The sequence below is a fragment of the Streptomyces clavuligerus genome, assembly GCF_005519465.1.
GTDB classification, from domain to species: domain Bacteria; phylum Actinomycetota; class Actinomycetes; order Streptomycetales; family Streptomycetaceae; genus Streptomyces; species Streptomyces clavuligerus.
In genome coordinates this window covers 4,667,492-4,682,559 of record NZ_CP027858.1, presented here as the reverse complement: position 1 = coordinate 4,682,559, position 15,068 = coordinate 4,667,492, and the positions used below count along the sequence as shown (strand labels likewise).

Here is a 15,068-nt window from a genome sequence, read left to right as displayed (position 1 = left end):
CCTGCCGGCCCCGGAGGCAGCGGGATCAGAGGGTCAGCGGGTGTGGCCGTCGCCCGTCACGATGTACTTGGTGGAGGTCAGCTCGGGCAGACCCATCGGACCCCGGGCGTGGAGCTTCTGGGTGGAGATGCCGATCTCGGCGCCGAAGCCGAACTGGCCGCCGTCCGTGAAGCGGGTGGAGGCGTTCACGGCGACGGTGGTGGAGTCGACCAGTTGGGTGAAGCGGCGGGCCGCGGCCTGGGAGGTGGTGACGATCGCCTCGGTGTGGCCCGAGGACCAGCGGCGGATGTGGGCGACGGCGTCGTCGAGCGAGTCGACGACGGCCGCGGCGATGTCGTACGACAGGTACTCGGTCTCCCAGTCCTCGGGGGTGGCCTCGACGACGGTCGCCTTGGTGGCCGTGGCGTGGGCGCGGACCCGGTCGTCGGCGTGGACGGTGACTCCGGCGTCCGCGAGGGCGTCCAGGGCCCGGGGGAGGAAGGCGTCGGCGATGTCCTGGTGGACGAGCAGGGTCTCGGCGGCGTTGCAGACGCTGGGGCGCTGGGCCTTGGAGTTGATCAGGATGTCGACGGCCATGTCGAGGTCGGCGCGGGCGTCGACGTAGACATGGCAGTTGCCGGTGCCGGTCTCGATGACGGGGACGGTGGACTGTTCGACCACGGTGCGGATGAGTCCGGCGCCGCCGCGGGGGATGAGGACGTCGACGAGTCCGCGGGCCCGCATCAGTTCCTGCACGGACTCGCGGGACTCGCCGGGGACGAGCTGGATCGCGTCGGCGGGAAGGCCCGCGGTGGCGACGGCGTCGCGCACCACGGCGACCAGGGCGGTGTTGGAGGAGTAGGCGGAGGACGAGCCCCGGAGCAGGACGGCGTTGCCGGACTTGAGGCAGAGGGCGGCGGCGTCGGCGGTGACGTTGGGGCGGGCCTCGTAGATGATGCCGACCACGCCGAGGGGGACCCGGATCTGCCGGAGGTCGATGCCGTTGGGGAGGGTGGAGCCCCGGACGACCTCGCCCACGGGGTCGGGCAGGGCGGCCACGTGGCGGACATCGGCGGCGATGGCGCCGATCCGCTCGGGGGTGAGGGTGAGCCGGTCGATGATCGACTCGCTGGTGCCCGCTTCCCTCGCACGGGTGACGTCCTCCGCGTTGGCGGCGAGGATCTCGTCGGCACGGGCCTCCAGGGCGTCGGCCATCGCCAGCAGCGCCGCGTCCTTCGCCGAGCGCGGCAGCGGTGCGATGTCGGCGGCGGCGGTGCGGGCCCGCCGGGCGGCCTCGGTGACCGGGGAGAGGGTGTCGTGCGGCGTGGGCGACGTGGCGCTGGTCATACCCCGCAGGGTAGTGCGCCTGCCGGGGAGCCCGGCCCCGATGGGCGGTCCGTCCCGTACTGCGAGACGGAATGCCCACGGAGCGGGCCCCGCCGGAGCCCGGGCCGCTCAGGGGCACCCGGAGCACCTGCGGCACCCGCCCTGGCACGGGCGGCCCCGGCCTTCCGGTCGGGTGCCGTTCGATCACCCGCCGTCCGGTCATGTGCCGTCCGGTCATGTGCCGTTCGATCACCGGCCGTCCGGTCACGTGCCGTCGCACGGTCACCCGGCCCGTGCCGTCCGCGACCACTCCGGTGGTGCGGTCGGCACGGGGCCGGGCGGGCGAAGGGTTCAGAAGGGTCAGAAAGGGTGGACTCCCACCGGGGACGCGGGTGGCGGGCCGTAGCCCTCCGCGATCCGCTGGTGGTAGGTCTGGCGGTCGATGACCTCCAGTCCCACGATCTTCCACGGCGGCAGCTTGGCGGTGGAGCGGTGCTCGCCCCAGAGCCGGAGCGCCACGGCCGCCGCGTCGTGCAGGTCCTGGGCCTCCTCCCAGTAGCGGATCTCTGCGTGGTCGTTGGCGTAGCGGCTGGTCAGCAGGAACGGGTGGTCGTGTGCCAGCTGTTCGAGGCCGCGCCGCACCTCCTTCAGCGGGGCTTCCTCCCCGGAGACGCTGAGGGTGATGTGCCACAGCTTCGACGGTGTCCGGTTCTCGTCGGTGGGGTCGGTCTCGTTCTGTGGGGTGCTCCGGGGCTCGCCCGTTCCCGGTCCGGCCGGCGGTTCCTGGCCCGTGTCCCGGCCCGCGGCCCGGAAGCCGCCTCCGCGCGGGCCGCTTCCACGCGGGCCGACGCCGCGCGGGCCGACGCCGCCGAGACCGTACGGACCGACGGGTTCCGCTCCGCCCGGGGCTTCGGCGCCCTCACCCGCCGTCCCGGACCCGCTGTCGATATCGATGACGTTGATGTCGTCGGCGACAGCGGCGGTGTCGTCGGCGCCGGTGACTGCTTCGACGGCCCTGAGCGTCCTCTCCTCGCCCGCTGCCCTGCGCACGGCCTCGGCCGCCGTTCTGCGGGGCTGTTCGCCCTTTGTCCTGCGGGTGTCCCCCGCGGTCCTGCGGGTGGTCTCCCCCGCCGGCCTGCGGATGTGCGGGACGACCCCGTTCCCTCGGGGCACATCCCCTGGGCGCGCTCGTCTCACCGGCGGCCTCCTGTTTGCATGGTCGTCGTGCTGTACCCCGTCATCCCCCCGCAACAAAGTTGACCAGCCCCGGACCGACCGTGGGGGGCTTTTGGTAAAGGTCCCTGTTGGTTGGCGGGACTTTCAGCCGTTTCAGGGGTGGAGAACGACCAGATCGTCCCTGTGTACGACTTCCCGCTCGTACGCCGGGCCGAGTTCCGCCGCGAGTTCGCGGGTGGAGCGGCCGAGGAGCTGGGGGATCTCCTTGGCGTCGAAGTTGACCAGACCGCGGGCGACGGCGGTGCCCGCCGCGTCCCGCAGCTCCACCGGGTCCCCGGCGGAGAAGTCGCCCTCGACGGCGGCGATACCGGCCGGAAGCAGCGACTTCCGGCCGTGCACCACGGCCTGGACGGCGCCGTCGTCCAGGACGAGCGCGCCCCGGGGCGTGGAGGCGTGCGCCAGCCAGAGCAGCCGGTTCGCGGAGCGCCGCCCGGTGCGGTGGAAGAGGGTGCCGGTGGGGCGGCCCGCCAGGGCGTCGGCGGCGTGGACGGCGGAGGTGAGGACGACGGGGACGCCCGCCGCCGCCGCGATCCGGGCCGCGTCGACCTTGGTGACCATGCCGCCGGTGCCGACGCCCGCCCGGCCCGCGCTGCCGATCTCGACATGGGCGATGTCGGCGGGGCCGCGTACCTCGGCGATCCGGGAGGTGCCGGGCCGGGCGGGGTCCCCGTCGTAGAGGCCGTCGACGTCGGACAGGAGCACCAGCAGATCTGCCTGGACCAGATGGGCGACGAGGGCGGCCAGCCGGTCGTTGTCGCCGAAGCGGATCTCGTCGGTCGCGACGGTGTCGTTCTCGTTGACGACGGGGACCGCGCCCATGGCGAGGAGCTGGTCCAGGGTGCGGAAGGCGTTGCGGTAGTGGGCGCGGCGGCTGGTGTCGTCGCCGGTCAGCAGTACCTGGCCGACGCGGACGCCGTAGCGCGCGAAGGAGGCGGTGTAGCGGGCGACCAGGAGGCCCTGGCCGACGCTGGCGGCGGCCTGCTGGCGGGCGAGGTCCTTGGGGCGGCGGGCCAGGCCGAGGGGGGCGAGTCCGGCGGCGATGGCTCCGGAGGAGACCAGCACGATCTCCTTCTCCCCGCCGCTGCGCACGGTGGCGAGGACGTCCACGAGCGCGTCCACCCGGTCGGCGTCGAGTCCGCCCGACGCGGTGGTCAGGGAGGAGGAGCCGACCTTGACGACGATTCGGCGGGCCTGGGTCACGAGCTGTCTTGCCTCTGTCACGGACCGAATCTATGCCAGAGGGCGGGTGCGGCGCGGGGCCATTTCAGCGGCTGGACAGCGCCGTGGGTCCTGTGCTGGTAAAGCCGCCGGGCAGCGCCCTGGGTGGTATGCCGGCACAGCGGCCGGAACGGCCGGGGGCCCGTACGGGATGTTCCGTACGGGCCCCCGGCAGCGGTCGGAGCGAACCGGTCGAAGCCGACCGACCGGAGCCGACCCGGTCGAAGCCGGGCGGACCGGCCAAAACCGACCGGGCGGAGCAGACCGGCTCAAGCGGCCCGGCGGACCGGCTCGGTACCGGCCGACGCGACACCGGTCGGCGCGACACCGGCTCGATGTCAGCGCGGCAGCGGTGCCTGGGCGTCGCCCGCGCCCGTGGAGCCGAACCGCCCCGAGCCGAGCGTGTCCGTGCCGAAGCCCTGCCGCGCCCCGAAGGACCCGGCGGCGCCGGGGCCGTCGCCCTCCCCGAGCGCCAGCTCCGCCAGCCGCTGTTCGACGCCCGCGTTCCGGGCCTCGGACTCGGCGGACAGGGCGCGCACGGCGTCGTTGAAACGGTCCATGGAGGTGGGCTCGTCGGGGCCGAGGAGGTACTCCTTCAGCTCCTTCCGCGCCTGCGCCAGGGTGTCGCGCTCCAGCGAGGAGACCGCCGCGAGCAGTTCGTCCAGCTCGGCCGCGCTGTTGGTGAGGATCACGGCGGCGCGGGCGGCGGTGTTCTGGAGCCGGAACTCGTCGGCGCCCAGTTCGGCGGAGTCGGTCAGGGCGTAGGGCTTGCCGCTCGCCATGAAGTCGGAGACGACGCTGGAGATGTCGGAGACCATGGCGTCGGACTCGTTGAAGCAGTCGTAGAGCCGGGGCTCGGGGCCCGTCACGACGAGGTGCTCCCACCAGCCGACGGAGCGCCAGTAGGCGTCGTTCCAGTCGGCGCGCAGGACCTTGATCCGGGCCAGGCGCTGGGGGTCGGCGAGGGAGTCGCGGGAGAGCTCGGCGCCGTCCCGGCCGGACTTGCCGGTGATGGCGAGTTCGGCCAGTTCGGCCTCGATGCGGACCATCTCGGCCTTGGCGGCTGCCTGGTCCTGCTTGGCGGCGACGGCCTGGGCGGCCCAGCGGGGGTCGGCGGCGCGGGCGGCGTTGGCCTCCGCGATCATCGTGGTGATGGTCGCGGAGACGATCTTCGCCTGCTTGTCGCGGATGCCGGTGAACGGGTGCGGCTTGAAGATGACGCGGACCGGGTTCTCGGCGTTGAGCAGCCTGCGGATGATGTTCTCGCCGGCGAGCAGGATCGAGGTGTTGCCCGGGTTGGTGTCCCAGCCCTCCCAGGTGGGGGCGTAGAGGACGGTCGGGACGGGGTTCTTCGGGGTGCCGTCCCAGGAGGTGATGGGCGCGAGCTGGGGCCGTCCGACCTCGACGATGTCGTCGTCGCGGACGCCGACGTCGGCGAGCGCGTAGCGGTCGCGTCCGGCGCGTCCGGCGGTCCAGACCTCGTCGTACACCTTGCTGTACGGGTTGACGCTGGCGAGCTTGTCGCTGTCGCCGTGGCCGATGAAGACGTGCTGGATGGTGGGGACGCGCAGCAGGTGGATGTTCTTGCCGACGTTGGCGGGGTAGAGGGCGACCCGGACGCTGGAGAGGTCCAGGTTCATCAGGTGGGTGGCGCCGGGGACGCAGATGACGGGGACGGTGGTCGGCTGGAGCTTTCCGACGAGGCCCCGTTCCCGCATGATGATCAGCGGGCGGCCCTCGATGTCCTCCATCGTCTCCAGCCACATGTTGCCCTGGTAGGCGGATTCGCTGGAGCCGGAGAAGTAGAGGACAGCGGTGGGCTGGTACTGGCGCAGCCACTCGCTGACGGCTTCCAGGACGACGGGGGCGGCCGGGACGCGCTTGTCGCGGCGGAGGTAGGGGGCGAGCGCGGCGATGTAGCCGAGGCCGAGGGCGACGCTGAGGGCGAGGCCCGCGTATCCGATGGCGGTGGTCCCGAGGGCGGCGGCGAGCAGGACGCCGAGCATGGCCGGGATGTCCATGTGGAGGATCTTCTCGGCGGCGCGGCGGCGCAGGAAGAGCGGGGCGGCGTCCGGGATACGGATCTGGAGGTCGACGTTCCGGGTGACGACGGGCATCGCGCGGCGCAGCCGGATGAGGGTGGTGAGCGCGCCGTGCGGGGCCTGGAGCGCGTAGAAGACGAGGAATCCGGCGACGGCGGAGTAGAAGAGGGGGTCTTCGGCGAGGCCCTCGCGGGCGAGCAGCAGGACCAGCAGCACCTGGCGGAGCAGGAAGCGGATGGTGAGGCCGACGCGGACCTTGGCCAGGCGGTTGATCAGGTAGCTGCCTTTGTGGTGCAGGTACCAGTCGGCCGCGTAGGTGACGGTCGCGAAGGCCGCGAACAGCCAGACGTTCGGCAGCAGCGCGGCGATCATGACGCATGGATAGCCGAGTCCGATGAGCGCCGCGGCGATCAGCTCGGATGGGCTGCCGACGCGCGCCAGACGAATGGCGGTGGAAATCACGAAGAACCTGCTCCAAAGGGTGCCGATGTGGTCCTTTTGCGAGAATTGCCGAGGACGGCGAATCCGGAACTTCGCGACCCGAAGACGGAGTCAGGACCTCTCACAGCACATGACCGGGCCTCCGCGGCCCCTGATCGTCCCCGGTGAAGGTGCACGTCGGGGTGGGTTCGCGGAGGCCCAAAACTGCTGTGGCAGCATTCATCGCTTTAACAGCGAATTATTGCATATCTTCGCCACGGGCCAGGACGGCGGCGAGTGCCTGCTCGAATCCGGACGCCTCGCTCGCGCCGCGGGTCGGGTCCTGCTGACGCACGTCGATCACATGTCCGGTCAGCTCGGAGAGGAGGACGTCGAGCGAGGTGCGGGCCACGGCCTCGGAGGAGAGCAGGGAGCCCGCGGGCTCGGTGCCGAACGCCTTGGTGCGCATGGGGGTGGCGGTGCGCTCGGGGTTCACGCAGTTCACCCGGATACCGTCGCCCGCCCACTCGTCGGACAGCGCCTGGGTCAGGTTCACCATGGCGGCCTTGGTGGACGAGTAGAGGCTGTACTCGGCGCGGCCCCGGGTGTAGCTGGAGGAGGTGTAGAGCAGCAGCTGGCCCTTGGTCTCGGCCAGGTACTTGTAGGAGGCGCGGGCGATGTGGACGGGCGCCAGGTAGTTGACGTTCAGCGCTTCCTGGATGGTGTTGTTGTCCGTCTCGGCCAGCTTGCCGATGCGCAGGACGCCCGCGGTGTTGATGACGTAGTCGATGCGGCCGGTCTCGGAGTACGCCTTGGAGAGGGCGTCGTCCACATGCTCCGGGTTCTCGACGTGGGTGCCGGTGGTGGAGCGGCCCAGGGCGTAGACCTTCGCCCCGTACTGCTCGGCCAGCGCGGCGATGTCGGCGCCGATGCCGTACGAGCCGCCGAAGACGACGAGGGTGCGGCCCTGGAGCAGCTCGCGGTAGGCGGCCTCGTCGGCCTGGGCGGGCGCGGCGGTGGAGCCGAGCTGGAAGAGCTTGTCGGCGATGAAGACGTCGACCGGCTGGGTCACCTTCATGTTGTACTCGTCGCCGGCGACCACGTGGATCGGGACGTCGGGCAGGTACTTCAGCACCACGGAGCAGTCGTCGGTGGCCTGGAAGTTGGGGTCGCCGGCGGCGACCTCGTAGGCCCGGCGGATGGTGGAGAGCTTGAACGCCTGCGGGGTCTGGCCGCGGCGCAGCCGGGAGCGGTCGGGGACGTCGGTGATGAACTCGCCGTCCTCGCCGTGGGTGCGGGTGACGATGATGGTGTCCGCGGAGGGGATGGCGACGTCGACGGCCTGGAAGCGGTCGAGGGCGTCCACACAGTCCTGGATCACTCGCTGTGACAGCAGCGGGCGGACGGCGTCGTGGAAGAGGACCTTGCGGTCCTCGCCCTCGGCCAGGCCCTCACCGAGGGCGGCGATGGCGCGCTCGGTGGTCTCATTGCGGGTGCTGCCGCCCTCGATCACCTTGACGACCTTGTTCAGGCCCGCCTTGGCGACGATCTTCTCCACGTCGGGGACATAGCCGGGGGCCATCAGGACGATCACGTCGTCGATGGAGTCGGCCTGCTGGAAGATGGTCAGGGTGTGCTCGATGACAGCCTTGCCGGCGATCTTCAGCAGCTGCTTCGGGATCGACAGACCCACGCGCTGACCGGTACCACCGGCCAGGACGACAGCCGTGGTACGGGGCTTGGCTTCGTGCGGCACAGACACAGAACGACCTACCTTCAGACGAATGAGACCGTGCGATGGTCGCACTCTGTGTGACCGTCTCGCAAGGTGGACAACGACCGCCCCTCCCCCGTCGGCCACCGGGTGTCCACCGTGGGAGCTGGGCGGTTGGCTCCGACGGTACGGCCCCGTGAGGTGACGGAAACCACAGTCTGACCCGGTTTGGCAGGCCCGGCCGCCGGAGCGGCCGGGCGGTGCGCGGCCGGGTCAGCGATCGGTCACCCGCACCAGGAGTTCGTTCTCTCCTCCGTAGATCAGCGAGATCTTCACGAGTCGCTGTTCACGGCGCTGGAGCTTGCGCAGGGCGCGGCGGGCGAGCAGCAGCGGGCGGGGCTTGTGGGTGAGGGCGTCGGGGTAGACGAAGACATCACCCTTCTGGATCACGTCGTCAAGGAGTCGGCCCACCCGTACCGGCTCGTGGCCGGAGGTGAAGCGGAGGCGGACGTCCCACAGGTCCTTCTCGCCGCTCTGGCGGCGGGCGAGCGCGGCGCCGGGGAGGGTGACCTGGAAGCCGCGGGTGCCCTCGCGGGTGCCGGGGAGGACGAGTTCGTCGGTGGCGTCGCCGCGGCGGCGGAGGACGAGCGCGGGCTCGCCGGAGGGTTCGACGGGGCCGAACACCCGGCCTTCGAGGATCATGTCGGGTCCGTTGCGGCGGATGCGTCCCGCTTCCACGTGCACGGGCCGTACCCAGGAGCGGAGCGCGAGGTGCTGCGCGGGGGCCTGGCGGTGGGCGACGAGATGGCGGACTCCGGCGTCGACGGCCATCCGGTCGGTGACTCTCAGTGAGCCGCGCTGGTCGACGGAGCGGCAGGAGAGGGGGGCGCGGCGGCCGGTCGCGGGGTGTTCGGCGCGGCAGGTCCAGCGGCCCTCGGCGAACTCGTCGTCCGCGGGGATGACGACGGTGCCCGCGCGGTTGAAGGGGTAGACGCGTTCGTCGGCGGTGCCGTCGGAGCGGGTGCGGGAGCAGACGAGCTGGAGCCCGGGGTAGGTGCGGAAGGCGTCTTCGGGCGCGGGCGAGACGACGGTGACGGTGAGGGAGCCGTCGGCCTCGGCGACGCAGTCGGCGACCGGGGCGAACTCCGCGGCGGCGGGGGCGGCCTTCGCGGCGCTGTCGGCGGGGGCGGCGGGGGCGCGGCGGCCCGTGGTGTCCTCGGCGCCCAGTTCGGCGAAGAGGTCCAGATAGCGCTGGGCGACGGCGCCGGGGTCGAAGCGGCGGGAGTTCTCGATCGCCGCCTTGCCCATGCGGCGGCGCAGTTCCTCGTCCTCGATGAGGGTGAGGAGGGCGCGGGCGACGGCGTCGGCCTTGCCGACCGGTACGAGGAGTCCGTCCTCGCCGGAGGTGATGATCTCGCGGGGGCCGTAGTTGCAGTCGGTGCTGACCACGGGAAGTCCATTGCGCATGGCTTCGACGAGGGTCATGCCGAAGGACTCGTGGCGGGAGGTGGAGACGGCGATGGCGCCCTTGACCCACTCGGGGTCGATCGGTGAACGGGGGCCCATCAGCTGTACCTGGTTGGCCAGTTTGTATTTGAGGATGTGCCGGCGGAGATTGTCCTTCTCGCCGCCCCAGCCGCACATACGCAGGGTCCAGTCCGGGTGCTTGGCCGCGACCTTGGCGAATGCCTTGATCAGAATCTCGTACTGCTTCTCGCGGGAGAGCCGTCCGGCGGCGACCACGAGATTGCCGCTGAGATCGGACGGGGCGACCGTCGGCTGGGGGACGCTGTTGGGGATGGAGAGGATACGGGTGTCCTCCAGCGGCATGTGCTCGCGCCAGACGGCGGCGTCGCCCTCGGAGACGGTGACGAACGCGTCGAGGTCGGCGAGGAAGGGGCGCATCTCCTCCCGCAGCGCCTTCTTGTGGTGGTTGTGGGTCATGTGTTCCTGACCGATGACCACCGCGCCGCCGGGGGCGAACTGGGAGACGTACGCGACCAGTCCGGGCCGGGTCCCGATGACGACGTCCGCGTCCGACGCGGCGTAGTGGTCCCGCACCCGCTGGTCGATGAGCTTGCTGTACTCCTTGTAACGGGCCTCGTTGCGGGGGAACGCCTCGGCGGGCTCCTTGTGGAGCGGGTTCTCCAGCTCGCAGCCGGGGGACTTCTTGTTGTTGTTGAAGAGCGGTACGAGGCTGATCCGCGGGTCTATGTCGAACGCGGAGTCGTCCCGGTGCTTGAAGATCGACACGATCTCGATCTCATGCCGGCCGACCAGTTCCTCCGCCAGATTCAGCGTGGTGCGGATCGTGCCACCGATCCCGTAGATCGTGTGGATGAGGAAAGAAATCTTCACCGGTGCTCCGCTCGTCTTCCGGGACCCGTCCTGCGTGCCCGAGTGATAGACGGACAACAGGGGTCGAGGGTTGTACGGAATTTCGAAAGGAATCTGAGACGAAAAACGCATCGGCGCGGGGTTGCCCACGGATGGTGGGGCGGCCCCGCGCCGATGCGGTCGGTCACTGGAAGGGGTCGAACTCGTCGTAGGCCTGCTGGGACTCGTCGCGCTCGGCGTCCCGGTCGCGGCGGCGCTGTGCCGCGGGCCGCGGGGCCTCCATCCGGTGGTCCTCGCCGCGGCGGCCGAGCATCTCGGCCCCGGCCGTCATGGTGGGCTCCCAGTCGAAGACCACGGCGTTGTCCTCGGGGCCGATGGCGACGCCGTCGCCCGCGCGGGCGCCCGCCTTCATCAGCTGGTCCTCGACGCCGAGGCGGTTGAGGCGGTCGGCGAGATAGCCGACGGCCTCGTCGTTGTTGAAGTCGGTCTGGCGGACCCAGCGCTCCGGCTTCTCGCCGCGCACCCGGAACAGCCCGTCGGCCTCGCGCACCACGGTGAAACCAGCGTCGTCGACGGCCTTGGGCCGGATCACGATCCGGGTGGCCTCCTGGACCGGCTTGGCCGCGCGGGCCTCGCCGACGATCCCGGCGAGCGCGAACGACAGCTCCTTGAGCCCGGTCCTGGCGACCGCCGACACCTCGAAGACGCGGTAGCCGCGGGCCTCCAGGTCGGGGCGGATCATCTCGGCGAGATCGCGGCCGTCGGGGATGTCGACCTTGTTGAGGACGACGATCCGGGGCCGGTCGCCGAGGCCGCCGTACTCCTTCAGCTCGGCCTCGATCACATCGAGGTCGGAGACGGGGTCCCGGTCGGACTCCAGTGTGGCCGTGTCCAGGACGTGCACCAGCACCGAGCAGCGCTCGACATGGCGCAGGAACTCCAGGCCGAGGCCCCTGCCCTGGCTGGCGCCGGGGATCAGCCCGGGGACGTCGGCGATGGTGTAGACGGTGGAGCCCGCGGTGACGACGCCGAGGTTCGGCACCAGGGTGGTGAAGGGGTAGTCCGCGATCTTCGGCTTGGCCGCGCTGAGGACCGAGATCAGCGAGGACTTGCCCGCGCTGGGGTAGCCGACCAGGGCCACGTCCGCGACGGTCTTCAGCTCCAGGACCACATCGCGGGCCTCGCCCGGCTCGCCGAGCAGCGCGAAGCCGGGGGCCTTGCGGCGGGCCGAGGCCAGGGCCGCGTTGCCGAGGCCGCCCCGGCCGCCCTGTCCGGCGACGAAGGTGGTGCCGTGGCCGACCAGGTCGGCGAGGACCTCGCCGTGCGCGTCGAGGACGACGGTGCCGTCCGGGACGGGGAGCACCAGGTCGGTGCCGTCGCGGCCGGAGCGGTTGCCGCCCTCGCCGGGCATGCCGTTGGTGGCCTTGCGGTGCGGGCTGTGGTGGTAGTCGAGCAGGGTGGTCACCGACTGGTCGACCACGAGGATCACATCGCCGCCCCGGCCGCCGTTGCCGCCGTCGGGGCCGCCGAGCGGCTTGAACTTCTCCCGGTGCACGGAGGCACAGCCGTGGCCTCCGTTACCCGCGGCGACATGCAGCTCGACGCGGTCCACGAAGGTGGTCATGGTGGTGCCTCCAGTACTGAGGGAATGGGTCTAGCTGTAACACAGCGAAGGCGGACCCGCTTCCCCGGGAGAGCCCCGGGGAAGTGTGGTCCGCCTCCGCAGAAAAAACGTCGTGGGGACGCCGTGATTACTCGGCGACCGGAACGATGTTCACGACCTTGCGGCCACGGTGACGGCCGAACTCGACCGCACCGGCGTTCAGCGCGAACAGGGTGTCGTCGCCGCCGCGGCCGACGCCCGTGCCCGGGTGGAAGTGGGTGCCGCGCTGGCGGACCAGGATCTCACCGGCGTTCACGACCTGACCGCCGAAGCGCTTCACGCCGAGCCGCTGAGCATTGGAATCGCGACCGTTCCGAGTGGACGATGCGCCCTTCTTATGTGCCATGTCTCCTCAGTCCCTTACTTCGCGGCGGCGGGGATGCCGGTGACCTTGATCGCCGTGTACTGCTGACGGTGACCCTGGCGGCGGCGGTAGCCGGTCTTGTTCTTGTAGCGCAGGATGTCGATCTTCGCGCCCTTGTGGTGGTCCACGACCTCGGCCGTGACCTTGATTCCGGCCAGCACCCACGGGTCGCTGGTCACGGCGTCGCCGTCGACCAGGAGCAGGGTAGAGAGCTCTACCGTGTCGCCGACCTGGGCGGTGGAAATCTTGTCAACCTCAACGATGTCGCCGACAGCAACCTTGTGCTGGCGACCACCGCTGCGCACGATGGCGTACACGCGGAACTCTCTCTCGCTCGGAACGGGACCTCTGATGCCAGCCGCCCGCACGGGCCGGGGCCCGTGACGATCCGGAAGGACGAACGGCCTCTCCCGGTCCGGCGCACCGGCCGCCGTGTCCGGCTGACGCACGGAGGGGACGGGGCCCGGCGGCACCGGTGGGAGGAAGGTGCTCAGGGGTGGGTGTGCAGGGAGACACACCGAGGGTCAAGGTTACGGTGACCGCTCCGGAGGGTCAAACCGGGCCCATGCCCGGCGCCCGGTGTCCGCGTACGGAGAGGGCGTCCCCGGGTGCGGTACAGGGTACGGCCCACCGCGCGGATGGACCCGGGTGCCGGGATCGGCGCGGGCGGCGGCGTCCGGGAACCGGCCCGGAACCGGGAGCAGAAGCGGAAGCGGAAGGGCGCGAACGGTCCGACGGCCCGGTCCGCCGCCGTCCCGGGTGCCGCGGCGGCCCCGGGCCCGCCCGCCCGCCGCACCGCAGGCGTACCGGTACCGCGCCGCGCCGGGGTGCACCGCGGCTCACCGGATGTGCGGCGGGCCCGGGCGGTCCGGCAGCAGCCGGGTGTAGAGCTGGTCCAGCACCCGCGCCTGCGCCTCCCAGGTCCAGCCGTCCAGCAGCCCCGGCCGCTCGTACGCCGCGCGGTAGCGCCCCGGGTCGGCCAGGACCGCCTTCGCCGCCCGGACGAAGTCCTCGGTGTCCCCCGCCCGGAAGACCTCCCCCTGCCCGGTGGAACGGACTGTCCTGGCCATCGTGCGGACGTCGCTCACCAGCAGCGGCAGCCCGGCCTGCGCGTACTCGAAGAACCTGTTGCTCAGGGCCAGCTCGTGGTTGGCCAGGTGCTGGAGCGGGCTGACGGCCGCGTCCGCCGCCGCGAGGAAGCCCGGCACCTGCCAGTGCGGGACGTACGGCAGGAAGTGCACCCGGTCGGCGACCCCGGCGGTCGCGGCGGCCCGGCGGGCCCCGTTCACCGCCTTCATCTTCCGCGGGGTCACCGACACCAGCGCCAGATGGACCCCCGGCAGCGCGGGCAGCGCGGCGACGACCGTGTCCACCCCGCGGACGGGGCTGATCCCGCCCGCGTACACCAGCAGCGGGACCCCGGGGCCGATGCCGCACAGCTTCCGCAGATCGGGCACCGGCGGGGCCTCCGCGACCTCGTCGGCGGCGGGCTCCATGACCGGGGCGTTCAGCACCACGGAGGGCAGCTCCCGCAGTCCGTGCCCGCGCTGGAGCATCCGGGCCAGCGGCGGCGAGACGGTGATCACCGCGTCGGCGAAGGCGGCGTGCTCCTTCTCCCAGGCGATGTGGCCCGGCAGCCAGCGGCCGTGCGGCGCGGGCAGCCCGGGCACATACTCATGGGCGTCCCAGACCAGTCTGACCGCGCGGCCCCCGGCCCGGCCCCGGACGGCGGCGCGCGCCCCGACCCCCAGCATCCGGACGTCGTGGGCGTGGATCAGATCGGGTTCGAAGGCGTCGATGTGGGCGGCGAAGGCCAGCTCGTAGTCCCAGAGGTTGGGCGTCAGCCGGCGCCAGGCCCGTTCGCCGAGGAGGAAGGACCACAGGGCGGTCGCGGCGCGGTCCACCGGGGCGGTCAGCGGGGCCCGGGTCTTCTGGAGCGCGGCGGTCTGGCGGGTCCGCAGCCGTACCCAGGAGTTCAGGGCGCGGGCCAGCAGCCGGGGCAGCAGCAGCCGCAGCGCGGAGCCGCCCGCGTGGTGGCCGGGGTGCCCGGCGCGGGCGGCGCGGGCGGCGGCCCGGCGGAAGGCGAGGTCGGAGCGCCATGCCTTGACCGACTGCACCCGGTAGCGGGCGAGCTGCTGGGAGCGGTACGCGAGCGGGCGGCGCAGCAGGGGGTGGCGCAGCTCGTGGCGGCGGGGCTCCAGATGGGCCGGTTTGGGCACCAGGCGGACCTGGGCGCCGCCGAGCCGGAAGGTCTGGATCTTCGCGGTGGGCGACACCCCGAAGAGGATGACGTCCCAGCCGGCGCGGGCGGCGGAGCGGGCGGCCTTCTGGACCCGGGAGTCGGCCTTGACGCCGTTGTCGACGAGCATCACCACCCGGCCCCGGGCCGCCGTCCGCGCCGCCGGGTCCGCCGCGTCCGCCGCCCCGTCCGGTGGTGCGTCCGCCGTGTCCGTGGCCGGTGTCGTCCCGTGGCTCATCCGCGCACCCTTCCGCCGCCGCTGTCGCCTGTCGCGCTCCCTGCCGGTGCGGGCGGTTCGGTGGCCGCCGGTGCGCCGGGCACCATCGTCCCGTTCCGACCTGGTTTCCGACACATTCGCCACGCGCCATGTGGCCCCGTTGTCCCCCCTGTCCCTCTGTCCGTAGATCCGTGCTCCGCGCGGACGGCCCCGGGAGAGCAGCCGGATGAAGGGCCTCCACGTCGTCGGTGCCCGGCCCCGGTCCGTGGAGCCGGTGCCCGGTCGCGGCGGCCCTCGCCACCACCGGGCACCG

General features: G+C 72.1%; 10 protein-coding genes. All 10 read right to left on the bottom strand.

Annotated features, from left to right (window positions below; translation table 11 throughout):
• Window positions 1–33: 33 nt before the first annotated feature.
• The 10 genes from CRV15_RS19660 to CRV15_RS19615 all read right to left on the bottom strand — a co-directional run bounded on the left by CRV15_RS19660 (window position 34) and on the right by CRV15_RS19615 (window position 14,776).
• Window positions 34–1,326, bottom strand: a complete 1,293-nt coding sequence (locus CRV15_RS19660) for a glutamate-5-semialdehyde dehydrogenase (RefSeq protein ID WP_009996193.1) — start codon at window positions 1,324–1,326, stop codon at window positions 34–36.
• Window positions 1,327–1,665: 339 nt separating this feature from the next.
• The gene (locus tag CRV15_RS37900) at window positions 1,666–2,268 is read right to left on the bottom strand and encodes a hypothetical protein (protein ID WP_372461441.1); all 603 of its coding nucleotides are present in this window, start codon (window positions 2,266–2,268) and stop codon (window positions 1,666–1,668) included.
• A 366-nt stretch (window positions 2,269–2,634) separates the two neighbouring features.
• Window positions 2,635–3,762, bottom strand: a complete 1,128-nt coding sequence (gene proB, locus CRV15_RS19650; protein WP_003960448.1) for a glutamate 5-kinase — start codon at window positions 3,760–3,762, stop codon at window positions 2,635–2,637.
• A gap of 335 nt (window positions 3,763–4,097) precedes the next feature.
• A complete protein-coding gene (locus CRV15_RS19645) occupies window positions 4,098–6,263 on the bottom strand; it encodes a hypothetical protein (RefSeq protein ID WP_003960449.1) in 2,166 nt (721 codons plus the stop codon).
• Between the two features lie 217 nt (window positions 6,264–6,480).
• Entirely contained in the window at window positions 6,481–7,983 is a 1,503-nt protein-coding gene (locus tag CRV15_RS19640) for a bifunctional cytidylyltransferase/SDR family oxidoreductase (RefSeq protein WP_003957554.1), read from the bottom strand.
• 225 nt (window positions 7,984–8,208) lie between these two features.
• Entirely contained in the window at window positions 8,209–10,293 is a 2,085-nt protein-coding gene (locus CRV15_RS19635) for a glycosyltransferase family 4 protein (protein ID WP_003957555.1), read from the bottom strand.
• A gap of 163 nt (window positions 10,294–10,456) precedes the next feature.
• Window positions 10,457–11,896 (bottom strand): GTPase ObgE, encoded by a 1,440-nt coding sequence (gene obgE, locus CRV15_RS19630; RefSeq protein WP_003957556.1) that lies wholly within the window; start codon window positions 11,894–11,896, stop codon window positions 10,457–10,459.
• 127 nt (window positions 11,897–12,023) lie between these two features.
• Window positions 12,024–12,281: a 50S ribosomal protein L27 gene (gene rpmA, locus CRV15_RS19625; protein WP_003957557.1), complete on the bottom strand. Its 258-nt coding sequence runs from the start codon at window positions 12,279–12,281 to the stop codon at window positions 12,024–12,026.
• A gap of 14 nt (window positions 12,282–12,295) precedes the next feature.
• Window positions 12,296–12,616, bottom strand: coding sequence for a 50S ribosomal protein L21 (rplU, locus tag CRV15_RS19620; protein WP_003957558.1), 321 nt, complete (start codon window positions 12,614–12,616; stop codon window positions 12,296–12,298).
• 522 nt (window positions 12,617–13,138) lie between these two features.
• A complete protein-coding gene (locus CRV15_RS19615) occupies window positions 13,139–14,776 on the bottom strand; it encodes a glycosyltransferase family 4 protein (protein WP_003960453.1) in 1,638 nt (545 codons plus the stop codon).
• Window positions 14,777–15,068: the final 292 nt, after the last annotated feature.